Source organism: Kitasatospora sp. RG8, assembly GCF_017813315.1.
Classification (GTDB): Bacteria; Actinomycetota; Actinomycetes; order Streptomycetales; family Streptomycetaceae; genus Kitasatospora.
Genome location: NZ_JAGIYX010000001.1, coordinates 126,906 through 153,305 on the forward strand (window position 1 = coordinate 126,906; position 26,400 = coordinate 153,305).

21 protein-coding genes are annotated in these 26,400 nt (G+C 74.6%); 6 read left to right on the top strand and 15 right to left on the bottom strand.

What is annotated here, in order from left to right; translation table 11 throughout:
• Positions 1-95: 95 nt before the first annotated feature.
• From J5Y04_RS00575 to J5Y04_RS00635, 13 genes are all read right to left on the bottom strand, one after another.
• Positions 96-1,400: a family 16 glycosylhydrolase gene (locus tag J5Y04_RS00575; RefSeq protein ID WP_209408702.1), complete on the bottom strand. Its 1,305-nt coding sequence runs from the start codon at positions 1,398-1,400 to the stop codon at positions 96-98.
• A gap of 202 nt (positions 1,401-1,602) precedes the next feature.
• Entirely contained in the window at positions 1,603-2,817 is a 1,215-nt protein-coding gene (locus J5Y04_RS00580; RefSeq protein ID WP_209408704.1) for an FAD-dependent oxidoreductase, read from the bottom strand.
• Positions 2,814-4,085, bottom strand: coding sequence for an ATP-grasp domain-containing protein (locus tag J5Y04_RS00585; protein ID WP_209408708.1), 1,272 nt, complete (start codon positions 4,083-4,085; stop codon positions 2,814-2,816). The genes J5Y04_RS00580 and J5Y04_RS00585 overlap by 4 nt, the downstream gene beginning before the upstream one ends.
• A gap of 28 nt (positions 4,086-4,113) precedes the next feature.
• Entirely contained in the window at positions 4,114-5,439 is a 1,326-nt protein-coding gene (locus J5Y04_RS00590) for a family 16 glycosylhydrolase (protein WP_209408713.1), read from the bottom strand.
• Positions 5,436-7,478, bottom strand: a complete 2,043-nt coding sequence (locus tag J5Y04_RS00595; protein WP_209408716.1) for a glycosyltransferase — start codon at positions 7,476-7,478, stop codon at positions 5,436-5,438. Before J5Y04_RS00595 ends, J5Y04_RS00590 begins: the two co-directional genes overlap by 4 nt.
• 5 nt (positions 7,479-7,483) lie before the next feature.
• The gene (locus J5Y04_RS00600) at positions 7,484-8,308 is read right to left on the bottom strand and encodes a polysaccharide deacetylase family protein (protein ID WP_209408719.1); all 825 of its coding nucleotides are present in this window, start codon (positions 8,306-8,308) and stop codon (positions 7,484-7,486) included.
• Entirely contained in the window at positions 8,305-9,393 is a 1,089-nt protein-coding gene (locus J5Y04_RS00605; protein ID WP_209408722.1) for a glycosyltransferase family 2 protein, read from the bottom strand. The genes J5Y04_RS00600 and J5Y04_RS00605 overlap by 4 nt, the downstream gene beginning before the upstream one ends.
• The gene (locus J5Y04_RS00610; protein WP_209408725.1) at positions 9,383-10,777 is read right to left on the bottom strand and encodes a lipopolysaccharide biosynthesis protein; all 1,395 of its coding nucleotides are present in this window, start codon (positions 10,775-10,777) and stop codon (positions 9,383-9,385) included. Before J5Y04_RS00610 ends, J5Y04_RS00605 begins: the two co-directional genes overlap by 11 nt.
• Positions 10,777-12,018 carry a glycosyltransferase family 2 protein gene (locus tag J5Y04_RS00615; RefSeq protein ID WP_209408728.1) on the bottom strand — a complete coding sequence of 414 codons (1,242 nt, stop codon included), beginning with the start codon at positions 12,016-12,018 and terminating at the stop codon, positions 10,777-10,779. The genes J5Y04_RS00610 and J5Y04_RS00615 overlap by 1 nt, the downstream gene beginning before the upstream one ends.
• Entirely contained in the window at positions 12,015-13,340 is a 1,326-nt protein-coding gene (locus J5Y04_RS00620) for a glycosyltransferase family 2 protein (RefSeq protein ID WP_209408733.1), read from the bottom strand. Before J5Y04_RS00620 ends, J5Y04_RS00615 begins: the two co-directional genes overlap by 4 nt.
• A complete protein-coding gene (locus tag J5Y04_RS00625; protein WP_245203942.1) occupies positions 13,337-14,167 on the bottom strand; it encodes a glycosyltransferase family 2 protein in 831 nt (276 codons plus the stop codon). Before J5Y04_RS00625 ends, J5Y04_RS00620 begins: the two co-directional genes overlap by 4 nt.
• A gap of 452 nt (positions 14,168-14,619) precedes the next feature.
• The gene (locus tag J5Y04_RS00630) at positions 14,620-16,734 is read right to left on the bottom strand and encodes a bifunctional diguanylate cyclase/phosphodiesterase (protein ID WP_209408736.1); all 2,115 of its coding nucleotides are present in this window, start codon (positions 16,732-16,734) and stop codon (positions 14,620-14,622) included.
• Complete coding sequence (locus J5Y04_RS00635; protein ID WP_209408739.1) at positions 16,731-17,537, bottom strand: SAM-dependent methyltransferase; 807 nt, start codon at positions 17,535-17,537, stop codon at positions 16,731-16,733. The genes J5Y04_RS00630 and J5Y04_RS00635 overlap by 4 nt, the downstream gene beginning before the upstream one ends.
• Before the next feature lie 223 nt (positions 17,538-17,760).
• On the opposite strand from J5Y04_RS00635, the gene J5Y04_RS00640 reads away from it, so the two are divergent.
• Complete coding sequence (locus J5Y04_RS00640) at positions 17,761-19,539, top strand: glycoside hydrolase family 15 protein (protein WP_209408742.1); 1,779 nt, start codon at positions 17,761-17,763, stop codon at positions 19,537-19,539.
• A 70-nt stretch (positions 19,540-19,609) separates the two neighbouring features.
• The gene (locus J5Y04_RS00645; RefSeq protein ID WP_209408745.1) at positions 19,610-20,059 is read left to right on the top strand and encodes an SRPBCC family protein; all 450 of its coding nucleotides are present in this window, start codon (positions 19,610-19,612) and stop codon (positions 20,057-20,059) included.
• Between the two features lie 108 nt (positions 20,060-20,167).
• On the opposite strand, the gene J5Y04_RS00650 is transcribed toward J5Y04_RS00645, so the two are convergent.
• Positions 20,168-20,497, bottom strand: a complete 330-nt coding sequence (locus tag J5Y04_RS00650) for a hypothetical protein (RefSeq protein ID WP_209408747.1) — start codon at positions 20,495-20,497, stop codon at positions 20,168-20,170.
• Positions 20,498-20,517: 20 nt separating this feature from the next.
• Complete coding sequence (locus tag J5Y04_RS00655; RefSeq protein WP_209408749.1) at positions 20,518-21,099, bottom strand: antibiotic biosynthesis monooxygenase; 582 nt, start codon at positions 21,097-21,099, stop codon at positions 20,518-20,520.
• Positions 21,100-21,406: 307 nt separating this feature from the next.
• Here J5Y04_RS00655 and J5Y04_RS00660 point away from each other — a divergent pair, with 307 nt between their 5' ends.
• From J5Y04_RS00660 to egtC, 4 genes are all read left to right on the top strand, one after another.
• Entirely contained in the window at positions 21,407-22,567 is a 1,161-nt protein-coding gene (locus J5Y04_RS00660; RefSeq protein WP_209408751.1) for a MalY/PatB family protein, read from the top strand.
• Positions 22,568-22,877: 310 nt separating this feature from the next.
• Entirely contained in the window at positions 22,878-24,230 is a 1,353-nt protein-coding gene (gene egtA / locus J5Y04_RS00665) for an ergothioneine biosynthesis glutamate--cysteine ligase EgtA (RefSeq protein ID WP_374105930.1), read from the top strand.
• Positions 24,227-25,627 carry an ergothioneine biosynthesis protein EgtB gene (gene egtB / locus J5Y04_RS00670; protein WP_209408755.1) on the top strand — a complete coding sequence of 467 codons (1,401 nt, stop codon included), beginning with the start codon at positions 24,227-24,229 and terminating at the stop codon, positions 25,625-25,627. The genes egtA and egtB overlap by 4 nt, the downstream gene beginning before the upstream one ends.
• A complete protein-coding gene (egtC, locus tag J5Y04_RS00675) occupies positions 25,627-26,382 on the top strand; it encodes an ergothioneine biosynthesis protein EgtC (protein WP_209408758.1) in 756 nt (251 codons plus the stop codon). The genes egtB and egtC overlap by 1 nt, the downstream gene beginning before the upstream one ends.
• The last annotated feature ends 18 nt before the right edge of the window (positions 26,383-26,400 follow it).

Below are 26,400 nucleotides of genomic sequence, written 5' to 3' on the forward strand. Positions count from 1 at the left end.
ACCGCAGGCCGGAAGGACCGGCCGGACACGTCGGTCCGGCACCGCGGAGTGGCTCCGCGGTGCCGGACCGATAGGAAGCCGGCGGACCGGTCGGGTCAGTGCTGCCAGACCCGCACGTAGTCGACCTGCATGTCGCCCGGGACGGAGGTCGGACCCGGGGTGTAGACGGCGTTGTTGAGGATCAGGTACATCGGCGAAGAAGTGACGCCGCTGGTGATCTGACCGACCTTCACCCCGTCGTAGTAGTAGGTCACCGAGCCCGGCTGCCAGTCGGCGCCGAAGGTGTGCCACCCGCTGTAGTTGCCCGAGGCGCAGCCGCCGGGGCCGCCGGACGGGGAGTGGAAGTGGTAGCAGGCCTGACCGCTCAGGCCCTCCATCACGTCCATCTCACCGTCGGCCGGCCAGTTCTGGCCGTCGGTCCAGAAGGCCGGCCAGTTGGCGACCTGCGAACCGGCCGCGGGCAGGTAGATCCGGGACTCGAAGGCGCCGTAGGTGAACTGGGCCTTGCCGTTGGTGTTGACCAGCCCCGAGGTGTACGCGAAGTTCTTGCCGTTCACCGTGGCCGGCTTCTGGGCGGCCGTCAGGTGCAGGTTCCCGCCGCTCTCGGACACCTGGGACGGGGCGTAGGCGGCGGACTCGTCGCTGTTCACCGGAGGCGTCGTGCAGGTGGCGCAGCCGAACCAGTTGGGGTTCCACTTCGAGCTGTCGAGCGAGCTGCCGTTGAACTCGTCGGCGAACACCGGACGCCAGCTGCCGGGGATGCCGAGCGGAGCGGCCGAGGAACCGGACGGCTGAGTGGGCGACGCGGTGGCGGACGGCGACGACGGCGAAGCGGTGGCCGACGGCGACGCGGTCGGCGTCGAGGACGGGCTCGGCGTCGAGGTCGGACTCGGCGTCGAGGACGGGCTCGGCGTCGAGGTCGGACTCGGCGTCGAGGACGGGCTCGGCGCCGGAGTCGGGGCGGTGCCCGAGGTGAAGGCGCCGACCGGGGCCAGGTTGTGCCAGCTGTTGTTGATCTTGTACGCCACGAAGTACGTGTACTTGCCCGCCGGGAAGACGCGGCTCTGCGGGGTGAACGTCCGCTGCGCCGTGGTCAGGGTGGTCGCAGTGGCGCCGCCGAAGTCGTAGTTCGCGCCGTCGGCGGAGCGGACGGCGATGGTCAGGGCCTGCACCGCGGTCCGCTTGGTGGCGTGCAGCTTGGCGGTGGCGGTGACCGGGGCACTGGCGCCGGGGGCGGTCGGCGTGACCGACAGCGAGTCGACGACCACCGGCTCGGCCGGGGTGGTCGGCGCGGCCCAGGCGGCCACGCTGGTCCCGCTGGCGGCGAGGGCGAGGGCGAGGACGGCGAGCCGTCGTCGGCCGGTGAACGTGCTGCGGCGGTGCTTCGAATGCTTGGACATGCGTGGGAGGACCTTTCGTTCCCCCCCGGCTGTGGAATTGCAGCAGCCTGAACGAGGACTCGGTCCGTACGCAAGCCCGATGCCGCGGCCGGAACCGCGGCATCGATCGTGCACATTCTTAAAACTCCTGGTGGGACGGCCCCTCGAGGTGCCGGGACCGGGCGTCTGTGATATGAGGCACAGGGGCCGGTTCGGCGGCCGTTCAACGCCGTACGGCCGTGGCGATCGACCTGCTGATCGTCCGGGCCGCGAAGCCGGTCCCGCAGACGAAACGCATCATCGGCCCGAAGGTGTCGGCGGCGGCCAGGCCGGTGAAGTAGAGCCCGGGTACGGAGGACTCGAAGCCCGGGGAGAGCCGGGGAGCGCCTCCGTTCCGGCAGGTCAGCGCCCGGCGCAGTCCCGGCTCCAGCAGGTCGAGTCGCTCGACGTCCACCCGGTAGCCGGTGGCCACCAGGACCTGGTCGGCCTCCAGGGTGTCGGTCGGGCCGCGCAGCCGGAGCCGCGCCCGGCCGCGGACCTCCTCGGCCGAGACCACCTCGTGCCCGGTGAGCTGCGGGAACCGGCCGAGCGTCCGCTCGCGCAGCCACCATGCCCCGGACGGTCCGAGCACCGTCCGGACCAGGTGGGCCCTGGTGCGGTCCGGCAGGTACCGAAAGGCCTGGGGGGCCCGGCTGAAGGCGGTGAACGACCAGCCCGGCCCCAGCGGCGAGGCCGGCTTCGCCAGCCGCTCCGGCCACGGCCGGTCGCCCGGCCGGTCGGAGTCGGGCGGGTCGCCGAAGAGCAGGCGCCCGGTCCTCGCGACCAGGACCGGTTCGGAGCCCGCCTCGTGCATCAGCGTGGCGCTCTCCAGTGCCGACTGCCCGGCGCCGATCACCGCCACCCGCTGGCCGGCGAACTTCGCCAGGTCGGCGTGCTCCGAGGTGTGCGAGGCGAGGCCGGCCGCGGCCAGCGGCCTGAGCTCGGCGGGAATCCTCGCGTAGGGCGGGAAGCCGTTGGCCAGGACCACCGTCCGGGCGGTGAACGACTCCCCGGTGTCCAGGGAGAGCCGGAAGCCGTGCGGCGCCGGCTCGATCAGGGTCACGGCGGCCCGCTCCACCTCGGGGACGCACCGCTGCTGGAACCAGTCGCCGTAGCGGACGAACTCGTCGAGCGGCACCGCGTACCGGTCGCCCACCCACGCGTGGTGTTCGGCCGCGCGGAAGTCGTTCAGACCGTGGCGGCCCTCGGGGTCGGAGATCGAGGAGGCCCGGGGGGTGGACTTCAGGAACATCCCCACCGGCATCCGCGCCCTCCAGCTGCCCATCGGCACGCCGAGGACACGTACGGCCACACCCCTCGACTTCAGGTGGGCCGCGACTGACAGCCCGTACGGTCCGGCCCCCACGACCGCGACGGGAACTGGACTGGGAGAGATCATGTCGAACCTCCGGAAGTGAGACGGGCGGCGATCCCGTGCCGCACGTGGTCGGCCACGCGCCGCGTCCCCTGGCCGCCGAAGCGGACCGCCAGGGCGGCGGCGGGTGCGAGGTCGTCGCCGCAGAGCCAGGCGCGCTCGGTCGACCGGCGCGGGCGCAGATCGGGCAGCGGTCGCCGTTCACGCCAGACCGTGACCGCGGCGGAGAGCGCGTCCAGCTGCCCGACCCCGTAGAAGCGGCTCAGCTGCGGCGCACGGGGGACCGGGCGGCCGGTGAGCGACAGGTGGAGGGCACGGACGACGTCCAGGCCGTTCTCGGTCTCGAACAACCGGAACTGGGCGCCGGTGCGGGGGTTGAAGTCGAGGAGCTTGTACCTTCCGTCCCGCAGGTCCAGCCTCCAGTCCAGATCGGCGATGCCCCCGTAGCCGATCGCCCGGCACAGTCCGGCGGCCAGCTCGGCCAGTTCGGGGTTGGGCAGGGCGACGGCCCGGGTGGTGAATCCGCCCGCGGGCGGGTAGGAGCGCAGCTTGCGCCCGGTGAAGACGGCGAGTGGTTCGCCTCCGGGGCCGCAGCACAGGTGGGTGATCCAGTCCTCGGAGCGTTCCGGCGGCAGGTACTCCTGGGCCAGGACCGAGAACCGTTCGTCGGTCGGGCAGTTGGCCAGGAGCTCCCGCTCGTCGTGCACGATCGTGGTGTTCGGGACGACGGGGCGGCTGAGCCGGGTGAACGGCTCCAGGTTCTTCAGCACCAGCGGGTAGCCGCAGGTCCAGGCGGCCTTCAGCAGCTCGTCGTGGTCGCCCGGAGCGACGGTGACGGGTGCCGGGACGCCGTGCTCCTCGCAGATCGCGTGCATGGCGCCCTTGTTGGCCAGCCGCCGCGGGAGCCCGGCGGGCACCGGGGGCAGGACGAAGTACGGGGCGAGCTCCTCGGCGTGCTCGGCGAGCAGGACGGCGGCCTCGTCGTCGGTGGGCAGGGCGATGCACCGGCGCCCGATCGCCCGGCCGACGCCCAGGACGGCCGAGAGCAGCTCGTCGGTGCCCTCGCGCCCGGTGGTGGGCCGGACGAAGGCGCGCGTCAGGTAGCGGGAGAGCGCCGTCGGGGTGAGGCGGTCCTCGACCATCGCGTGGACGGGAACCCCGGCGCGGCCCAGCGACCGCACGACGCCGAGCGGGCCGTGCGCCAGCGGGTACCTCCCCACCTTGACGAGCAGGACTTCGGTGTCCCGGTCCAGGTCCGGCCTGGCCCGGTGGGCGTGATCGACGCGGTTCATGGTGTCGCACCTCCTCCGATCGTGCGCTTCAGTGCTGCCAGACGGCGACCCAGTCGACCTGCACCTGCGTCTTGTCGACGGTGGGCGGGGGCGACTGCTGGTAGCCCACGGCAAGGTTGAGGATCAGTTCCATCGGGGTGGTCGGGATGGCGGCCGGGTCGGTCACCTGGAAGACCTGGACGCCGTCGACGTACCAGGTCACGGCGTCCGGCTCCCAGTCGAGACCGAAGACGTGGTAGCCGAGGGAGTAGTCCTGCGGGCCGTGGGCGTAGTGGGCGTCGATGTTGCTGCCGTCGGGGGCCTCGGCGTGCAGGTTGAGGTCGGCGTACTGGTTGCTGTTGATGAACTCGACGGTGTCCAGCTCCGGCAGCCCGCCCCGGGTGTTGGCGGAGAGCAGCCAGAACGCCGGGAACATGCCGAGCGGCTGGTCGGTGGTCCTGAGGGCGGCGGCGAAGTACCCGTAGGTGAAGGTGTGCCGCGGGGTGCCGTCCCAGTTGTCGCGGCCGGTGGAGACCATCCCGGAGGTCCACGGGTAGGTCTTACCGTCGCTGCCCTGCGTGGGTTGGCGTTGGGCGGTGAGCGTGAGGGCGCCGTCCGCCACCGAGACCTGGCCCGGGAGGTACCACTCGTCCTCGTGGTTGCCGGTGTTGCTGCAGCCGCGGACGTTCCAGTCGTAGCAGGTGGTCCACTTGGAGCCGTCCAGTGAGGTGCCGTTGAAGTCGTCCCGGAAGGCCTGGTGCCACGGGCCGGTCCCGGGCGGCTGGTCCGCCCCGACCGGCGGCAGGATGGCGGTCGGGCTCGTGGGCGACGCGGATTGCGGGTGCAGCGCCGCCGCGCCGACGCCGGCGCCGTTGACCGCGCCGCAGGCGGCGACCAGGAGCAGCGTTCCGACCACCGACAGCAGCCGCCACCGGACCTTGGGCCGGGCGGCCTGCCGGCGCGGGCGCCGGAACCTGTGGGCGGGCCGGGCGGGCCCGCCGGTCACGGGTGCGGGGGCGGCGGGGAGCCGGCGCGGAAGCAGCGTCAGGAGGGTGGTGAGGACGGCGAGGGCCAGGACGGTCCGGCCGACCGTGAAGGAGTGTCGGAAGAACAGCGCCTCCGCCGCCAGCATCGTCAGCGCCAGGCTCAGCGTCACGGTCAGCGAGACGGCGCCCAGCCGGCCGGGCCCCCGCTCGCGCCAGGACGGGCCCGGCCGGGCCCAGGCCACGGCCGCCGCGCCCGGACCGGCGAGCAGGAAGATGCCGGCGGCGACGGCCCGCAGCGGGTTCCCGGCCGGGAGCAGCAGGGCGGCGAGGGCGATCCAGCCCGAGAGCGCGGGCAGCACGCGCGGCAGGGTCCACGGGCGGACGGTCATGGTGTCCCCCCTCCGGCCGGGGCCGTTGCGGCGTTCGCGCCGCCGGGCGGGACGTACTGGTAGACGACGGCGTCCTCGTTGGAGAACACGGGCCGCAGGTCGGGCGAGCTCGCCGCGGCGGCCGCGAAGGCCTTGGTGGCGGAGGCCGGCAGCAGCCCGGTCAGTTCGCACTCGGCGATCTGGGCCCGGGTCAGGATCACGTAGCTCGGTCCGCCGGCCGCGTTCGGTCGTTCCAGCGCCAGCCGCAGGACGTCGCCGGGGTTGGCGGCCAGGCGCTGGAGGTCCGCGCCGGCGGCGTCGCCGAGGACGAGCCGGTCGTGGTCGTCGTAGCGCATCTCGCCTCCCGGCTCGTTGGCGGTCAGCGAGACCACCCGGGAGCCGGGCGGGGTGGCGGCGACGTACCGGAGCGCGGCGGCCTCCTGCGGGGTGAAGTAGTTCATGCTCTCCTTGCCGAAGTATCCGAAGAGCAGGCCGGCGAGCAGGCCGAGCAGGACGACGGCGGTGGCACCGGTCCGCAGCGGGCCGACGGGGCGGGCGGCCGGGGGCGCGGACGACGTGCCGGACGAAGTGCCGGACGACGGACCTGACGACGCGCCGGGCGGGTCGGACTTCGGGGCGGGCGGCCGGACGGCGCGCGGGCTCCACAGCAGGGTCGCGGCGAGGAAGGCGGCGGCGGGAAGGGCGAACAGGTAGGCCCGGAAGAGCATCTCCCCGTCGTAGGCGTTGGCCAGCAGCAGCACGAGCGGCGCCACCAGCAGGGGTACCAGGCCGACCCGGCGCACCCAGCGGTGGCGGATCAGGGCGGCCAGGGCGAGCAGGAAGACGGTGGCGGTCAGGCACCGGTCGGCCCAGGAGGTCATGATCTGGCCGGGGGCGGCCTGCCCCAGCCGGGCGAGGCCGGCCACCGCGTTGTGGTCCGGCGAGCCCAGGGCGGTGACCAGGCTGGTCAGGTGTTCCGACACGAACGGCCGGGCCACGGTGGCGTCCCAGAGCACGGTCAGCCCGGCCACGGCGGCCAGTACCGGCAGGACGGTGCGGCGGTTGCGGCGGCCCAGGGCCAGCAGGGCCATGCTCACGGTCAGCATGATCGGGGTCAGCTGGTGCGAGGAGACGATCGCGGCGATCAGCACCAGGACCAGCGCGAACGGCGCCGCCCGCCAACCGCCGCGGGCCGATGCCTCGTCCGCCGCCGACAGGGCCAGGGCTCCGGGCAGGCCCGGCCTCCGCTCCCGGGGTTCGCGTGCGTCCGCCGCGAGCGAGCGCGCCACCGCCAGCCGGCGCATGACCAGCGCGATCACGGTGAGCGAGAGCACGTAGGCGAAGGCCTGCGGGGAGAAGTAGTCCTGGCCGACCCAGGCGGTCGCGAAGTAGAGCCAGACCCCTCCCCAGACCAGTCGGCGGTCGGTGGTGATGCTCCGGTACAGCATCAGCAGCGGGCCGACCAGCAGGAGGTTGGTGATCAGCGGGTACCAGGAGGCGTAGCCCAGGACGGAGTCCAGGCCGGTGGCGCGCAGGATCACCGCGTGGAGCTCGAAGAAGCCGGGCCACTGGTTGTAGACGTCCAGCTTGCCCGCCCCGGGCACCGTCCCGCCGTGGCGCAGCATGGCGTCGACGATCGCGACGTGCTTCCAGGCCCAGGCGTACCGCAGGGTCGGGTACAGCAGGCTGGGCGTCGCGTGGATCACCAGGATCAGCGCCAGGACGTAGGCGGCGGGCCAGCGGTGACGGACCTGCGGGGCGCGCAGCGCGGTGACGAAGCCGAGGGTGAGCAGGCCCAGTGCGGCGAAGTAGGCCGGCGGCAGGGCCTGGAGCAGGCCGAGGTCGCCCATCCGGGAGAGCTCCACCCGGGAGAGGGCCAGCAGCCAGAGCACCAGCGCGGCCGGCAGTGCGCACCGGACGACCCAGCCGGACCAGCCGGCCTCGGAGAGGGCCGCCCGGAGTTCGCGGGCCCGCTGAGCCTTGCTGCGGTGGGTGGTTGAGCGGTGGGCCGGTGTCCGTGAGTCGGGTCGGACGTCTTCACGTTCCAGGGCGTCGGTCACTGTGATCACTCCTGACCGCGAGTCCTCGGCGACCCGCCGACCGGGCTGCCGAGGGCCGCGCGCAGGCGGCGGTAGGCCCGCCACACCCGGGTGGCGGCGCTCTCTTGGAAGGGCGCGGTCGGGGCGCCCTGGCGCTTCGTCCAGTCGTCGAACACCTGGGGCGGCGTGTCGGCGCGGACCATCAGGCGGGAGATCCGCAGCGGGTCGTCGGCCGGGGAGCTGAAGGCGTTCCCGACGGCGGCCGCGGAGGTGTAGCCGGCCTGTGCGACCTTGCGGCGGACCTCCGCGCCGGAGTACCCGTGCGGGTAGGCGAAGGAGGCGACCTCGTGGCCGAGGATGTCCTCCAGGGCCGTCTTGCAGCTGGCGATCTCGTCGGTCAGCCGGCGGCCGTAGACGGTGTCCATGGGGACGTGGGTCCGGGAGTGGGCGCCGATCTCGACGCCCAGCGCGTCGAGGTTGCCGATCTGGCGCCAGTTCAGCATCGGTGCCGGCGGCAGCAGACTGCCGGTGCCCTGCCCGCCGGGCGGGTGGACGGCTCCGGTGGTGATGTAGAGCGTGGCGGGCAGGCCCTCGTCCGAGAGGATCGGGGCGACCGTCCAGTAGAAGTCGGCGTAACCGTCGTCGAAGGTCAGGACCGCGGCGCCGGGCGGCAGCGGCGGACCGCCGCGCAGGGCGGCGACCAGCCGGCGCAGCGGCACCAGCGACAGGCCGCTGTCCTTGATCAGGTCCAGCTGCTCGCGGAACACGCGGGGCGTGACGGTGTACGGCGCGAGCCAGGACGGCGGGTCGTCCGAGACCGAGTGGTACAGGAAGACGGGTATCGCGCTCATGGCCCGTCCCTGGTCGGGCGGCCCCCAGTGGGCCGGGCCTTGGTGGGCTCGGCGCCGGCGGTCCGGTCACGGGTGGCCGGACGGACCGCGCCGGTCCGGCGGGGCGCGGTCCGTGCGGCCCAGCCGCCGGCCAACCCGGTGAGGTAGCCGGCGGCGGTCAGGGTGACGCCGGCGCAGAGCGCCGCCGCCGTGGCGGGCCGGCGCCGCCGGAGGCTGTCCAGCAGCGCGGCGGGCACGGTGTGCCGCAGGTAGGCGCGTTCGCTGGCGAGGCCGGCGGCGGCGCCGTCGTGCCGCACCACCGCGGCCTTGGAACGGCCCTCGGCGAAGCAGCGTGCGGCGAAGTAGGAGAAGGTGGTGCGGGCCGGCGGCACCCGGTGGAGGACCGCCGCGGCCGGTTCGTAGCGCAGGACGGCGCCGGGGTGGCGGGCGGCGAGGCGGATGCAGAGCTCCGTCTCCTCGCAGCCGAGCGGACGCCGGCCGACGCGGCCGAGGTCGGTCCGGAAGCCGCCGGCGGCCAGTGCCTCGGCACGGCGGAAGGACATGTTGGCGCCGATGAGGTTCCGCACCCCGGCCGGCCGGCTCGGCAGTCCCCGGTAGGAGCAGCCGACCACCCAGTCGAACTCGGGCGGGAACCAGTCCGGGCGGCCGCTCTGCCACCAGGGCCTGACGTGGCCGCCGACGCCGAGCACCGCGGGTGTCCGGTAGCCGGCCAGGAGCCGCCCGGTCCAGGCGGGGTCGGCGGTCGCGTCGTCGTCCAGGAAGGCGATCAGCTCGCCGTGGGCCGCGGCCAGGGCGGTGTTGCGGGCGCCCGAGAGGCCGCGCTGCTGCCGGCTGGGGAGGATCCGCGCGTCGGCCGACAGGTGTTCCCGGGCGAGGTGCAGCAGCTCGGGGCAGTGGTCGACGACGAGCAGCACCTCGGCGGGCGGGTGGTGCTGGCCGCGTACGGAGGCGACGGCGGCGCACAGGTCGTCCCAGCGCTCGACGGTGTAGGCGCAGATCACGACGGTCAGGCTCGGTGCACGGCCGTCTGCGGCGCGCTCGGGGGTCCGGTCGTCGGCCCGCCCGGAGGACTGGTCAGTGGTCATGGTCCTGGGCTCCTTCCATGGCACGCAGCCAGCGCCGGAGGACGAACAGCAGTGCCACCGCCATCGTGTATTCGGAGATCACCCAGGCGAGGCCGACGCCGATCAGTCCGTGGCTCGGCAGCAGCAGGGCGACCAGGGTGATGATCATCGTGGCGGAGGCCATCCGCACCCCGACCATCCAGGGCAGCGAGCGGCGGACCCGGGCCACCTGGATGACCACGTTGGTCACCGCGATCGGCAGCGCGCACAGGGCGAGCAGACGCAGCACCGCCGTGCTGTGCTCGGCGTACTCGGGGCCGAACACGGCCAGGATCTGGCGCGCGCCGATCTCGATCACCAGCACGGCGCCGACCAGCAGCAGACCGGTGTGGCGCAGCATGCGCCGGGCGTACTCGGCGAGCCGCTTGGGGTCGCGCGCGCCCTCGACCACCAGCGAGTGGCCCATGCTGAACGTCGCGACGAAGAGGGTGGAGGCGATGACGAAGGCGAGCGAGTAGTAGGCGCTGCCCTCCGGGCCGAGCTGGGCGAGCACGATCAGGGGGACGGCGCTGTAGCTCGCGAAGCTGAAGAGGTTGCCGAGGTAGTCGGCGCCGGCCCAGCGCAGGACCCGCTGGGGCGGTTCGGCGTCGGCGTCGCCGGCCGCCTCGTGGTCCGGCACGGCACGGCGGAACAGCACCACGTTGGCCAGCCCGATCGCGACGACCATGGCCACCGCCCAGGCGACCAGGATGCCGGTGCCGACGGCCAGGGCCGCGCAGGCGGCGAGCAGCAGGGACTTGGCGACCGCGAAGACGGCGTTCTCGCCGAGGACCCAGCCGGTCCTGCGGGTGCCGGTGAGCGCGCCGTCCTGGAGCACGAAGACCGCGTAGCCGGCGGTGGCCACGACGAACGCGACCGCGAGCACCGGCGAGTGCAGGAAACCGAGGTTGGGGGCGACCACCGGGACCAGCAGCAGGAAGCCGACCGCGACCGCGGCGCTGCAAGCGGTGCTGATCGCGTAGCACCGCAGCACCAGGTGCCTGGTGTGCCGGCCGGCGGCGGGGACGAAGCGCACCAGGGCGTCCCCGAGGTTGAGGCTGCCGAGCGTGGCCAGGAACATCGCGGCCGACAGGGCGGCGTAGCTGCGCCCCACGGCCTCGACGCTGTAGTAGTGGGTGGCGAGGATCCAGAAGAACGCGCCGAGTCCGGCCGCGACGATCGAACTCGCCGCCAGTACGTGGCCGTTGTGCATCAGGGAGTCGGCGCGCAGGCTCTGGGCGGCCGCTCTGATCCGGGCCCGCAGCAGGGCCGGGTACGAGCACTCGCAGGGCAGCGCCACCGGGCAGGAGCACGGCCGTGCGGTGTCCGCCCGCCGCTTGGAGCGCGTGTGGTCGAGGATGGACATCACGGCCTCGCCCAGGTGTCGGCCCGGCGTTGCAACCGGACGCTGCGCAGGTAGCAGACCGGCCCGTAGAGCAGGCCGAGGAGTTCGAGCCGCCCGAGGTGGGCCATCAGCGGGTCGCGGCGGCCGGCGGCCGGGTCGCCCCGGCGCAGGGTCTGCCGGACCCCGTGCGGCACCCGGGCGAGCAGGGCGGCCAGCAGGCGCGGCTGCCGGCGGGTGGCTGCGGCCAGGTAGGCGCCGAAGCCGACGCCGAAGCCGAAGACCTGGGTGGTCAGCGCCTCCATGGAACGGCGGTGCGGGTGCCACACCAGCGCGTCCGGCCGGTACACGACCTTGTGGCCGGAGGTCAGGACCTGGAGGAAGGAGAGCAGGTCCTCTCCCCCGCGCGCCGGGGTGCCGGTGCTGGTCGCGGGGTCGAAGCCGCCGAGCGAGCGGAGCAGACCGGTACGGAAGGCCATGTTGGCCCCGGTGCCGAGCCGGCCGGTGGCGAACGGGAAGAGCGGGTCGTCGGACGGTTCGCCGAGCGACCAGCTGCGGACGGTGAAGCCCTTGGCGTAGCCGCAGTACCGTTCCAGGGCGATCTGCGCCCGGGTGTCCAGCTCGGCGGGCAGCACCAGGCCGGTCACGCAGCCCACCTGCGGGTCCGAACGGAACCCGTCGACCAGGGCGGTCACCCAGCCCTCGTCGATCAGGAGGTCGTCGTCGGCGAAGGCGCAGATCTCCCCGCGCGCGACGGCGAGGCCGCGGTTGCGGGCACGGGCCAGGCCGGGCACCGGCTCGCGCAGGTACCGGACCCGGCCGGGGTAGCGGAGCGCGACGAGCAGCTCGGTGGCCCGGTCGGAGGGGGCGTTGTCGACCACGATCACCTCGACGTGCCGGTAGGTGCCGGCCAGGAGGGCGTCCAGGGAGCGCGGCAGCAGGTCGACGCGGTCGTGCGTGCACACGACGATGCTCACGAGCGGGGCGTAGGGCGGCGCTTCCGGCCGCAGCGCGGTCCCTGCACGCGGGTCCGGCCCGCGGGCGGCCGCGGCGGCCAGGGCGCGGCGGAAGGCCGCCGGGTCGTCGGACGCGGCCTCGGCGGTGACCAGGCCGAGGGGTTGTCCCCCGCGGCGGATCAGGGCCAGCACCCGGCCGTTCGGGGTGAACACCTCGCCCCGGCCGGGCCGGTGCAGTTCGTCCGGGCGTTCGAGGTCCAGCTCGGCGACCTCGACGGGCGCCGGCGGCAGGGCGATCGGGGTGATCATGACAGCCGACCTCCAGCCCGGGGATGGCGTTGTTGCCAGACGGTGAACAGGTAGCAGAACGGGCCGTACAGCAGCCCTCGGCGCTCCAGCCTTCGGAGTCCGCGCAGGGTGTCGACGTCGGCCGGCCCGGTGCGGGCGCCGGGACGGTGGCTGACGTGCCACCGCCAGACGCCGTAGGGCAGTCGCCGGAGGAGCTCGGCGAGCAGGCTCGGCCGGTGGGAGACCGCCGCCGCCAGGTACGCGCCGAACCCGACCCCGAACCCGCTGATCTGGTGGGCCAGCGCCTCCATGGTCCGCCGGTGCCGGTGCCAGACGAGCGCGTCGGGCTGGTAGGCCACGGTGTACCCCGCGGCCAGGACCTGCTGGAAGGAGAGCAGGTCCTCCCCGCCCCGCGAGGGCGTCCCGGTGCCGGTGGCCGGGTCGAAGCCGCCGAGGGCCCGGAGCACCGCGGTGCGGAAGGCCATGTTGGCCCCCATCCCGAACCGGCCGACGGAGAACTGGACCAGCGGGTCGTCCACGGAGCCCTTGAGCGACCAGCTCCGGGCCTCGAAACCCCGGCCGGGACCGCAGTACTGCTCCACGACGAACTGCGCCTTGGTGTCGAGCTCCGCGGGCAGCACCAGGCCGGTCACACAGGCGATCCGGTCGTCCGACTGGAACGCTTCCACCAGGGCGTTCACCCAGCGGGAGTCGGCGATGGCGTCGTCGTCCGTGAAGGCGCAGAACTCGCCGCGTGCGGCGGCGAGGCCGCGGTTGCGGGCCCGGGAGAGGCCGGGCAGGGGCTCCTTCACGTACCGGATCCGGTCACCGTAGCGCGTCCGGACCAGCCTCTCCGTGGCGTCGTTCCTGGGGGCGTTGTCCACCAGGATCACCTCGACGAGGGGAGGGCCGATCCGCACCAGCGAGTCCAGGCAACGCGGCAGCATCTCGTCCCGGTCCCGGGTGCAGACGATCACCGAGACCGTCGGCCTGCCCGCAGGCACCCGGGCGCGGCCGACCCGACCGGGACGCGCCGCGGGTGTCGCGGTGGACAGGGCGGGAACACGCAGTTCCCGGTGAGCGGCATCGACCAGCGCCCGGCGCAGCGCGGCGCTCTCGCCTGCTGTTCCGGTGGCCGTGACCAAGCCGAGCGGGTGTCCGTGCAGCCGCACCAACGCCAACACGCGGCCGTCCGGGTCGGCGGCACCGAGACCTCCGGGGGAGCGCAGCTCGCCCGGTTCGTCCAGGTCCAGGTCGACAACACGGACGGGGGTGTAGAGCGAGTCGCGGGCGGCGGGGCGCGGGCAGGCAGCTGCGGTGCGCCGGTCGGGGCCATTCATCATCGCTCCTCCGCGGCGACGGCCGCCGAGGACCGGGCGCCGGGACGCTCGGAGATCAGGGTCCTCAGCACCCGGCGACCGTCGGAGACGGCGTGGAGGTGTGAGCGACCGCTGCGGCGGGGGAGTTCCAGGCTCGGCACTTCGGCGATCCGGAGTCCGGAGCGCAGCGCGTGCGCGATCATCTCGGCCTCGATCTCGAAGCCGGTGGAGCGCAGGTCGAGGGCGTCCAGGAAGGAGCGGCGGAAGGCGCAGTAGCCGTAGCACAGGTCGGTGAGGCTCGCGTCGTACAGGTAGTTGACGACGGCGAGCAGGGCACGGTTGCCGAGCGAGCGGATCTTGGTGAGGTCCAGCGAGCCGCCGCCGGCGATGCACCGCGATCCCTTGACGAAGTCGAAACCGTGGTCGAGGAAGTGCAGGAAGTGCGGGATCTCGCCGGGCCACATCGAGCCGTCGGCGTCCATCATGACGATGTACTCGCCGGAGGCGGCGGCGAAGCCGGTGCGCAGGGCGTTGCCCTTGCCCGGGCCGCGCTGCTGGACGCTGCGGACGGTCGGCAGGCAGTGCCGGGCCATCGGGACGGTGGCGTCGTCGGACGAGCCGTCGACCAGGATGACCTCGTCGACGCAGCGCGGGATCTGCTCGAACACCCAGGGGATGTTGCGGGCCTCGTTCTGGGCGGGCACGACCAGCGTGACGCCGTGCTTGCTGGCGACACCGTCCCCGGCCCGGCGCATCGGCCGCCGGGCGGTGACCCGGTCCTCGGCGCGGCGTTGCGGCCGGCCGTCCTGGTTCGGGTACGGGACGACGTTGGGGGGCATGGTGGTGCTCATCGAGGACGGCCTCTCAGGGGGAGGCGGCGGGCGGGCGCCGGGCACGGCGCGGCCCCTGATGTGACGGGGCGGGCCCGGTACGCGACGGATGCGCGGGGCGGGCGGGGCCCCGGAGGGAAGTCCCCGGACGGGGACTGCCGAAACGCGGAGAGCGGGTCGGGCGGCCCGGGTGGGAATCCGCCGCCGGCTCTCACGGGCGCCGAAGCGCCGGTCTGTCGAACTGGCCGAATGTGCTTCCCGCACCGGGGGTGCGGGGTGTGCCAGGGCCTCATCGTGCCCAGGTGACCGGCGTCACGTCAAGAGGTTTGCGGGGATTGAGTTCTTATGTCGGATTCGGCATGAATTGCCCGAGATGGGCCGGAGGCCCCGTCCCGACCCCGCACAACGGCCGGGCCCGGCCCGCCGACCAGGGCCGCGGCCGCCGTCGGCGGTCAGCCGCCAGCCGTCAGTCGTCAGCCGCCGACCGGGCGGCCCTCCGGCTCCTCGGCGATCCGGCGGGCGATCTCGGCCGGCCGCACCGGCCGCCCGAAGTGCCAGCCCTGCGCCCAGTCGCAGCCGATGGTGCGCAGCCGTTCGGCGTCCCGCCGGGTCTCCACGCCCTCGGCGGTGACGGTCAGGCCGAGCGCGTGCGCCATCGACACCAGGCCGCTGACGATCCGCCAGCCGGTCTCCTCGTCCTTGGCGGGGTCGTGCAGGTCGCCGACGAACGAGCCCGCGATCTTCAGGCCCGAGACCGGAAGGTCGCGCAGGTAGGCCAGGTTGGACCAGCCGGTGCCGAAGTCGTCCACGGCGAGCGAGACGCCCTGGTCGACCAGCCCGTGCAGGGTGCGCAGCGCCTCGTCCTCGGGGCCGACCACGGTGGACTCGGTGATCTCCAGCTGGAGCCGGGCCGGGTCCAGGCCGGTGGATTCGAGGATCCGGCCGAGGTCGGTGACGAGGGCTGCGCTGCGCGCCTGACGGACCGCCAGGTTGACGTTCAGCTGCGGCGCGTCGTCGCCGAACCGCTTGATCCAGTCGGCCGCCTGGCCGCAGGCCTGCTCCAGCACCCAGCGGCCGAGCGGCATGATCAGGCCGGTCTCCTCGGCGGTGGTGACGAACTCGTCCGGCCCGAGCACGCCGAGCTGCGGGTGGCGCCAGCGCACCAGCGCCTCCACCGCGGCCAGCCGGCCGTCGGCCAGCGCGTACAACGGCTGGTAGTCGATGAAGAACTCGCCGCGGTCGAGTGCGGCCGGCATCCGGACGGACACGGCGTACCGGCTGACCGCGCGGGCGTTCTCCTTGGGGTCGAAGAGCGTCCAGCGGCCGCGGCCGGCCTCCTTGGCCCGGTACAGCGTCAGGTCCGCGGCGCGGACGGCGGCGCCCGGGGTCGTCGTCGAGACCCGCCGCTCCAGCACGCCCACGCTGGCGCCGACGGCGAGCTTGTGATCGCCGATCAGGACCGGCCCGGCCAGCGACTTCAGCACGGTCTTGGCGGCGGCGACGGCCTCCTGCTCGCCCCGGCAGTTCTCCAGCAGGACGACGAACTCGTCGCCGCCGAGCCGGGCGACCAGGTGGCCGAGCGGGGTCAGGGCCGCCTTGAGCCGGGCGGCGACGGCGGAGAGCAGCTGGTCGCCGGTGTCGTGGCCGAGGCTGTCGTTGACCACCTTGAAGCCGTCGAGGTCGACGTAGCAGAGACCGAACCGGGCGCCCGGGTCCGGCTCCTCGAACAGCTTCTCCAGCCGCTCGAAGAACGCCGCCCGGTTGGGCAGGCCGGTCAGCGGGTCGTGGGTGGCCTGGTGGCGCAGCCGCTCCTGAAGCCGGTACCGGTCGGTGATGTCCTCCAGCATCGCCACCTGGTACTGCGGCACGCCGTCGTCGTCACGGATCAGCGAGACCGTCAGGTGGGTCCAGACCACTTCGCCGTCCTGCCGGTAGTACGGCTTGTCGAACTGGAAGTAGTCCCGTTTGCCGCTGATCAGCTCCTCGTAGGCCTCCCAGACGCCCGGGGCGTCCTCGGGGTGCACGAGGTCGCCGACGCGGCGGCCCTGCATGTCCTCGGGCGCGGCCCCGAACAGCTCCTGGAGCGCCTTGTTGACGGCCAGGATGTTGCCGTCGGTGTCGCCGATGCCGATGCCGATCGCCGCGCTCTCGAACAGCGCGCGGAACCGGGCCTCGGACGCGCGCAGCGCCCGCTCGGCCTCCTTGCGGGCCAGGTCGGCGGCGGTGCGGATGGCCTCCTGCTCGCGCAGGGTGCGCTCGCGCAGCGCGGCCGCCCAGCCGGCCGCGAAGGCGCCGCAGAGCGCGGGCCCGCGGTCGTCGGTGACCGGCTGCTCCTGGAGCAGCTCCAACGCGCGGGCCAGGACCACCGGGTCCGTGAAATGGGCGTCGACGAGCTCCGCACCGGCCTGGGAGGCCAGGTGCGGCTCGAACGGCTCGTCCTGCTGGGCACGGTGGAGCAGCACGGCGGTCCGGGAGACCAGCCGGCCGAGGAGGCCGGGGTGGACCGCCGTGCCGTGGTCACCGGAGAGCAGCCGCGCCCAGTCCTCGTGGAACCGTTCGGCGCTGCCCGACACCGGCGAATCGCTCACGGGCGGAACCCCACGCCCGCCACCCCGGTCATCCGCTCGGGGTGCTGGCCGACGGCCTCCGGCTGGTCGGGCCGCCACTGCGGCAGGTAGACGACGCCGGGCTCGACCAGCTCGAAGCCGGCGAACATCGCGGTGATCTGTTCGTGCGTGCGCATGGTCAGCGGGGTGGGCGTCATCCGGTAGAGCTTCTGGTGGTCCTCGGCCTGGTCCGGGCGGCCCTCCAGGGAGGCGTGCGAGAGGACGAGCGCGCTGCCCGGCGGGAGGGCGTCGCGCAGCACCTCGACCAGCTTCCACGGGTCCTCGGAGTCGCTGACGAAGTGCAGGACGGCGACCAGCAGCACGGCCACCGGCTCGCCGGCCGCGAGCAGCTTCTGCACCTCCGGGCGGGCCAGCAGGTCGTCGATGTCCCGCAGGTCGGCCTGGACGACGTCGCTCTTCGGGTCGTCCTGCAGCAGCAGCCGGCTGTGCGCGACGGCCACCGGGTCGCGGTCGATGTAGACGACCTCGGCCTCGGGGCGGATCGCCCGGGCGATCTCGTGCACGGCGCCGAAGGTGGGGATGCCGGAGCCGATGTCCAGGAAGCGGGTGATGCCCCGTTCGGTCACGAACTGCACGGCGCGGCGCAGGAAGGCCCGGTTGGAGCGCATGATCTGGGGCAGCTCCGGCCACAGGGCGATCGCTTTGCGGGCCATCTCCCGGTCCACCTCGAAGTTGTGCGAACCACCGAGGTAGTAGTCGTAGACCCGCGCGGCGTTCGGTTTGTCCAGGTCCGTGCCCTCCGGTACCCAGTTCGGTCGCCGCATCCTAGGGACTCCTTCGCTCCGGTTCCGGGAAGCCAGCTGTCCTAAGGGACGGCTGCGACTGATGAGACTACAAGCACAAAAGATCCTCCCTTGCACGCCGAACGCGTGCAAGCGGAGTTCTCCCATCCTGCCGGAGTCTCCGGTTCCGCTCGACGGGGCCCGGGCCCGCCGGGGTGCGGGGCCCCGGCCTGCCGGACGGGCGGCGACGGCCGAGAATGGGGTGATGGCCGGACGCATCGAGGACTACGCCCTGATCGGCGACCTGCAGACCGCCGCCCTGGTGGGCCGGGACGGGTCGGTCGACTGGCTCTGCCTGCCCCGGTTCGACTCCCCCAGCTGCTTCGCCGGCCTGCTCGGCGACCGGCAGCACGGCGCCTGGCGGCTCGCCCCCGTCAGCGCCGCGCGGTGTTCCTCCCGCCGCTACGTCGACGACAGCCTCGTCCTGGAGAGCGAGTGGCACGCGCCCGGCGGCACCGTGCGGATCACCGACTTCATGCCCCAGCGCGGGCAGGGCGCCCGCACCCCGCAACTGATCCGGATCGTCGAGGGGGTCGAGGGCACCGTCGCGGTCCGCAGCGAACTGCGGCTGCGGTTCAACTACGGCCGGATCGAGCCCTGGGTCCGCCGCACCGGCCGCCACCGGGTCGCCGTCGCCGGACCGGACTCCGCCTGGCTGCGCGTCCCGCCCGGGGTGCACACCTACGGCGTGGACGGCATCACCGCCTCCGACTTCAGCGTCACCGCCGGCCGCCGCGTCGCCTTCGTGCTCACCTGGCAGCCCTCCCACCTGCCCACCACCCCGCGGACCGACCCCGAGGAGGCCCTGCTCGCCACCCTGCGCGACTGGCAGCGCTGGGCGGCCGGCTGCCGCTACCGCGGCGAGTGGCGGGACGCCGTGCTGCGCTCGCTGATCACCCTGAAGGCGCTCGCCTACGCCCCCACCGGCGGCATCGTCGCCGCACCGACCGCCTCACTGCCCGAACGGATCGGCGGGATGCGCAACTGGGACTACCGGTTCTGCTGGCTGCGCGACTCCTCGATGACCCTCTCCGCCCTGCTCCGCGGCGGCTTCCGCGAGGAGGCGGCCGCCTGGCGCCGCTGGCTGCTGCGCGCCATCGCCGGCGACCCCGGCGACCTCCAGACCGTTTACGGCGTCGCCGGCGAACGCGTTCTCGGCGAGACCGTCGCCGAGTGGCTGCCCGGGTACGAGGGCTCCCGGCCGGTCCGGTTCGGCAACGCCGCCGTCGACCAGCTCCAACTCGACGTCTACGGCGAGGTGGTGGACACCCTGCACCTCGCCCTGCTGGCCGGACTGCCGATGGAGCGGCACGTCTGGATCCTGCTGCGGACCCTGATGGAGTACCTGGAAGGGCACTGGCGCGAACCCGACGAAGGCCTCTGGGAGGTCCGCGGCGGGCGGCGGCACTTCGTCCACTCCAAGGTGATGTCCTGGGTCGCCGCCGACCGCGCCGTCCGCCTCGCCGAGGCCACCGGCCTGCCCGCGCCCGTCGACCGCTGGCGGGCCATGCGCGACGCCGTCCACGCCGACGTCTGCGAGCACGGCTACGACCGGCGGCGCGGCGTCTTCGTGCAGCACTACGGCGGGCAGGGGCTGGACGCGGCCACGCTGTTCGTGGTCAAGAGCGGGTTCCTGCCGCCGGACGACCCGCGGGTGGTCCGGACCGTGGACGCCGTCCGGGAGGGCCTCGACCACGGCGGCCTCGTCCGCCGCTACCAGGCCCACCAGCGCACCGACGGCCTGCCCGGCGGCGAGGGCGCCTTCCTGGCCTGCTCCTTCTGGCTCGCCGACGCACTGGCCGCCACCGGGCGGCGGGCCGAGGCGCACGAACTCTTCGCCCGGGTGGTCGGGCTCGCCAACGACCTCGGCCTGCTCTCCGAGCAGTGGGACCCGCGCGCCCGCCGCCAACTCGGCAACACCCCGCAGGCGTTCAGCCACGTCGCACTGGTCAACACGGCGTTCACGCTGGCCGAACCGGAGTAGCGCAACGCGGCGGGCCGGGGCGGCGCGCGGAGGGCGCGCTCCCCCGTCGCGGGCGGGTACCGTTCGGCGGATGGACCCGAACCACTACCGGTTCCGCGGCGTCTGGCGACTGCCCGCGCCGCCCGCCGCCGTGTACGCGGCACTGGAGGACGTCCGGAGCTATCCGCTCTGGTGGCCCGAGATCCGCACCGCCCGGGAGACCGGCCCCGGCCGCGGCGAGGTGGTGGCGCGCGCGCTGCTGCCCTACCGGCTGGTCATCGGCCTGGAGACGGTGCGGTGCGACCCCGCGGCCGGGGTGCTGGAGGCCGCCATGCACGGCGACCTCACCGGCTGGTCCCGCTGGACCGTCGCCCCGGACGGCGCCGGCAGCCACGTGCTGTTCGAGGAGGACACCAGGCCGGCCAAGCCCCTGCTGCGCCGTCTCGCCCTCCCCCTGCACCCGGTCTTCCGCGCCAACCACGCCGCGATGATGTGGCGCGGCCGGCGGGGGCTGGCGGAGTACCTGACGGCGAACGGCTGACGGACGAGGGACGACGGACCGGCCCCGGCGGCCGGCTCGCCGGGGACCGGCAGGGCGGGGACCGGCAGGGCGGGCCGGACGCCTCTGCGGCGCAGGACCGGCCCGGGGTCACCGCTGCGGCAGGACGCGCCAGGCCGTCTCCAGGGGCAGCAGGTGGCCGGTCACCGAGTGGAGGTCGGCCCCGGGCGCGGCACGCTCCCGCAGGGCCGGCAGGTGTCCGGCGGCGGAGTGCGCGTGAGCGGCGGCCCCGGACCACAGGGTGGTGACCAGGTAGCGGTGCGCGTCGAGCCGGGTGACGAGGCCGCCGAGCATGCCGCCGGCCGCCGCCATGCCCGGTGCCCACACCCGGCGCTGCACGTCGAGGAAGTGCGCCTCGCGGCCGGGCCGGGACCGGAGGCGTACGACCCGGGGCGCCCTGGCCGATCCGGGCGGAGTCACGCCCGGATCGGCCCCGGCCGTCAGCGGCGGAAGAGCCACGGCCGCAGCAGCCGGGTCACCACCGGCAGCGCCGCGTACGTCATCAGCGCGCTGATCAGCGGCGCGGTGACGAGCGGCCGGACCGCGGTCGGCAGGCCCGAGAGGTGCGGGGCGATCAACAGGGTCGAGGTGACGACGATCGGGGCGATCGCGAGCGTCGAGGCGACCGTCATCTTCCAGCGCACCGGCGGGCGTCCCTTCGACGCGGCCGCCTTGGTGGTGGCGAACCAGCCCTCCATGCCGAGGATCTCGTGCCGGTGCACCTCGTGGTGGTGCCCGTCCGCCACGGCGAAGCACGCCGCCCGCGCCGGGGACGCCTGCCAGGAGCGGAACGCCTCGCCGTCGCGGAAGTGCAGCAGCAGGTGCCAGGGGTCGTCCGGCCCGGCCGGCCGCAGCAGCCCCGTGCCGAGGTTGCCCTCGTGCGCCGCGGCCGCGGCCAGGATGTCCTTCGCCCAGACCTCGAAGGCGTCCTCGTACCCGGGCTCCACCCGGCGGGCCACGAAGAGGGTGACCTCCTCGTCCTGTCCGCTGTCGGCCACCGTGTCGCGCGTCGTCGTCGCCATTGGTCCTCCCCGTCCTGCCCGAACGCCGTACCAAGGGCGCAGCGTACGGCGTGCGCCCGCGCTTGCGCGCCCCCGTCCACCGGGCGGCCGGACGGCTGATCATCATCCAGTCGGCCACCGGCTCCGGGCGGCCCGGTTCGAGTGATCGTCCGATGCGGCCGGTCCGTCCGTCCGTCGCCCTGCGATGCGCGTCCGGAGCGGCGCGGCCCGATCCGGCGGGATCCGGCGGGATCCGGCGGGATCCGCACGGAACGCCCTACCGTGGCTGCGGACGTCTTCGCCCGCCGCCGTACCGGGAGGCCCTGCCGTGACCGCCCCACCCGAGGACTTCGGCTTCGGCCGGCCCTTCGACCGCGCCGGAACCGGCAGCAGCAAGTGGGCCCGGGCGGCCGGTCCGCCCGGCGCGGCCGGCGCAGTGATCCCCATGGGCCTCGCCGACATGGACCTGCCCGGGCCGCCCGCCGTCGCTCGCGCGCTGGCGCAGCGGGCCCGGCACCGGGCGTTCGGGTACACCGTCTGCGATCCGTCCGGGCGGTCGCTGGTGGCGCGGTGGTACCGGGAGCGGCACGGCGTGACGGTGGACCCGGCCTGGGTGATGCTGCTGCCCTTCGGCCCGCGGACCGCCGTACGGCTGCTGCTGGAGGCGGTGCGCCCGGCCGGGCCGGTGCTGTTCCCGACGCCCGAGTGGGGCGGCTTCGCCCAGCTCTGCCGGGCCGCCGGGCTGCCCTACGAGGAGGTGCCGCTGGAGCGGGACGGCACCGGGTACCGGCTGCCGGTGGCCGGACTGGCGCCGCGCGGGGGCGGGGCGGTGCTGCTGAGCAGTCCGCACAACCCGTCGGGGCGGGTCTGGACCGGGGCCGAGGTCCGCGCGCTCGCCGGGGCGGTGGCGGAGGCCGACGCGGTGCTGGTCTCGGACGAGGTGCACGGCGACCTCACCCACCCGGGCCACCGGCATCCGGTGGCCGTGGCCGTGGCGGGCCCGTACCGGGAGCGGACCGTCACGCTCAACTCGGTCGGCAAGACCTTCAACACCTCCGGCCTGCCGAGCTGCTTCGCGCTCGTCCCGGACGGCGCGCTGCGCGAGCGGCTCACCGCGGTGACGGCCGGGTTCGGCTTCTGGGAGGGCGGGCTGCTGGAGCAGGAGGTGCAGCAGGCGGCGCTGCGGTTCGGCGGCCCGTGGCTGGACGCGCTGCTGGCGCACCTGGCGAGCGCGCGGGACCGGCTGACCGGCCTGCTCGGCGACGCCGTCCTGTCCGCGCCCGAGGCCTCGTACCTGCTCTGGGTGGACGCCGCCGCGCTCGGCCTGCCGCCGACCGGGGCGCGGGCGGCGCTGCTGGAGCGGTGCGGTCTGGAGGCCTCCGACGGGGCGGACTTCGGGCCCGGCGGGCGCGGCGCGCTGCGGCTCGACTACGCGTTGCCGGGCCCGGTCCTGGAGGCCGTCCTGGAGCGGCTGGCACGGCTCCGCTGAGGCTTCGGGGGCTTCTCCGGGAGGGCTGCTCCGAGGCCGCCCGAACGCTTCGAGCAGGCTTCGAGCAGGCTCCGCGGAGTCCTCAAGGAGGCTCCGAGGAGGCTTCGAGGAGGCTTCGAGGAGGCCTCCGGGCGGACCGGGAAAAGGCCCTGCGCGGGGCCTCGAAAAGGCCCGAATCACCCGATTGCACCGCCTCTGACCTGCGACGACATCTCTTCACGAGATGTTTGCGGAGCGCCTTCGCATGGTCCGTAGCAGACTGGGCAGGGTAGACCGGGCCGCAATCGTGATCCCGAGGATGGTGAGTCCGGTGATACCCGTTCGCCCGACCAGCCCGACCGCCCGACCGACCGCCGAGCCGCCCCCGGACGGGGTGACGCCGCTGACCGAGTCGGCCGCGCGCAGCCACATGGCCGGGGTCTGCTTCAAGATCGGGCCTCCCCGGCTGGTCGGCGTCGAGGTCGAGTGGTTCGTCCACGACGACCGATGTCCCGCCGACCCCGTCCTACCGGAGCGGCTTCACGCCGCACTGGACGCGCTGCCGCTCGGCGGCCCCGACGGGACGTCGCTCCCCTCGGGAGCCCGCCTCACCCTCGAACCCGGCGGACAGGTCGAGCTCAGCTCCCCGCCCGCCGACAGCCTCACCACCTGCGTCGACGACACCCGACGCGACCTCGCCGCCCTGCGGGCCGCCTTCGCCGCCCAGGGCCTGCGCCTCACCGGCACCGGGACCGATCCCCTGGCCCGTCCGCGGGAGATGGTGCTGGATCACCCCCGTTACCTGGCGATGGAACGGTTCTTCAACTCGGCCGGGCCCTGGGGCCGGATCATGATGACCGGCACCGCCTCCGTCCAGGTCTGCCTGGACGCGGGCGCCACGGACGGCCCGCACGCGCTGGACCGGCGCTGGCGCCTCGCCCACCGACTCGGCCCGGTGCTGGTCGCCGCCTTCGCCAACTCCCCGCTGCTGGACGGCAAACCGACCGGTCACCGGTCCACCCGCCAGACCGTCTGGTCCCGGATGGACCCCACCCGCACGCTCGCCCCGGGCCCCGACCACGGCGACCCGCGCGAGGCCTGGGCCCGGTACGTGCTGGACGCCGAGGTGCTCTGCATCCGCCGCCCCGACGGGCTGCCCTGGACCGCGCCGGCCGGGCTGACCTTCGCCGACTGGCTGCGCGGCGCCGGCGAGCGCCCGCCCACCCTGGCCGACCTGGACTACCACCGCACCACGCTGTTCCCGCCGGTCCGCCCGCGCGGCCACCTGGAGCTGCGGATGATCGACGCCCAACCCGGCGACGGCTGGATCGTCCCCGCCGCCCTGGTCACCGCCCTGCTGGACGACCCGGTGGCCGCCGAGGCCGCGCTCGCCGCACTGGAGCCGCTGGAGCGCGCCGACGGCCCGCGGCCGCCGCGCAGCGACGCCTGGCGCCGGGCCGCCACCCTGGCCGTCGCCGACCCCGGGCTGCGCCGCGCCACCCTCGCCTGCTTCGCCGCCGCCGACGCCGCACTGGGCCGCCTGCCCGGTGCCGAGCGGCTGCGCACCGCCGTCGCCCAGTACGCCGAGCGCTATCCCGCGCGCGGCCGCTGCCCGGCCGACGACCAGCTGGACGCGCTGCGCTCCGGCGCCCGACGCACTCCCCCGGAGGAGGCCGCACCATGATCGACGACGCCCGCCCGACCGGCGCCCCCGCCGCCGGCCCCGACGCCCGCCCGCCGCTGGAGACGCCGGCCTCGCTGGAGGCGCCGGCCTCGCTGGAGGCGCTGCGCGAGACGATCGCCGCCGAGCTGCTGGCCGCCCGCGCCCGCACCGCCGCGCTCACCGACTGCGTCGAGGACCGCGACCTGACCGCCCAGCACTCGCCGTTGATGTCCCCCCTGGTGTGGGACCTCGCGCACATCGGCAACCAGGAGGAGCTCTGGCTGCTGCGCAACGTCGGCCACCGGGACCCGATGCACCCGGAGATCGACCCGCTCTACGACGCGTTCGAACACCCGCGCGCCGAACGCCCCAGCCTGCCGCTGCTGCCGCCGAACGAGGCCCGCGCGTACGCGCACGAGGTGCGCGGCCGGGTGCTCGACCTGCTGGGCGAGAGCCCGCTGGAGGGCGCACCCCTGCTGGACGCCGGCTTCGCCTTCGGCATGATCGCCCAGCACGAACAGCAGCACGACGAGACGATGCTGATCACCCATCAGCTCCGGGTGGGCGAGCCCGCACTGGCCGCTCCCCCGCCGCCGCCCGCCCCGGCGGACGCGGCCGCCCTGCCGGCCGACGTTCTCGTCCCGGCGGGCCCGTTCACCATGGGCACCGACACCGAGCCGTGGGCACTGGACAACGAGCGCCCGGCGCACCGGGTCGAGCTGCCCGCCTTCCGGCTGGACACCACGCCCGTCACCAACGGCGCCTACCTGCGGTTCATCGCCGACGGCGGGTACGACGAACCGCGCTGGTGGACCCCCGAGGGGTGGGAGCACCGGCGGACCGCCCGGCTCAGCGCCCCGCTGTTCTGGCGTCACGAGGACGGTCAGTGGCTCCGCCGCCGGTTCGGCGTGCTGGAGCCCGTGCCCCTCGACGAACCGGTGCTGCACGTCAGCTGGTACGAGGCCGACGCGTACGCGCGGTGGGCGGGGCGGCGACTGCCGACCGAGGCCGAGTGGGAGAAGGCCGCCCGGTACGACCCGGCCACCGACCGCTCCCGCCGCTACCCGTGGGGGGACGCCCCGCCCGCGCCCGGGAACGCCAACCTCGGCCAGCGCCACCTCCGCCCGGCCCCGGCCGGCAGCTACCCCGACGGCGAATCGCCCCACGGGGTGCGGCAGTTGATGGGTGACGTGTGGGAGTGGACGGCCAGTGACTTCCGCCCCTACCCGGGATTCCGGGCCTGGCCGTACAAGGAGTACTCGGAGGTCTTCTTCGGCCCCGAGTACAAGGTGCTGCGCGGCGGGTGCTTCGCCGTCGCACCGGTCGCCTGCCGGGGCACCTTCCGCAACTGGGACTACCCGATCCGGCGGCAGATCTTCGCCGGGTTCCGCACCGCCGCCGACGCGGAGACCGACTGATGTGCCGTCACCTCGCCTACCTGGGAGAGCCGGTGGCGCCGCAGGAGCTGCTGGTGGAACCCCCGTTCGGGCTCTACCGGCAGTCCTGGGCACCCCGGGCGCAGCAGTACGGCACGGTCAACGCGGACGGCTTCGGCCTCGGCTGGTACGCGGACGGCGACGAGGTGCCGGCCCGCCACCGGCGGGCCGGGCCGGTCTGGGCGGACGCCACCTTCGCCGACCTCGCCCGGGTGATCCGCACCCGGGCGCTGCTGGCGGCCGTCCGCTCGGCCACCCAGGGCTGCGCGGCGGGCGAGGAGGCGGCCGCGCCGTTCACCGCGGAGCGCTGGCTGTTCAGCCACAACGGCGCGGTGGCGGGCTGGCCCGCGAAGCTCGACGCCCTGGCCGGGCTGCTGCCGCCGGCCGAACTGCTGGAGCTGGTGGCGCGCACCGACTCCGCACTCGTCTGGGGCCTCGCGCTGCACCGGTTGCGGGCGGGCGCCGGCCTCGGCGAGGCGCTGGCCGGCACCGTCGCGGACGTGGCCGCGCACACCACCGCGCGGCTCAACCTGCTGCTCACGGACGGCCGCGCGCTCGCCGCGACCGCCTGGGGCGACACCCTGCACCACCGGACGCTGCCCGGGCGCGGCGTGGTGGTGGCCTCCGAGCCGTACGACGACCACCCGGACTGGACGGCCGTGCCGGACGGCTCGCTGCTGCTGGCCGGCCCGGACGGCGTCACCGTCCGGCCGCTCGGCACCGTCCGGCCACTCTGAGCCCTCCACCTCCCCCAC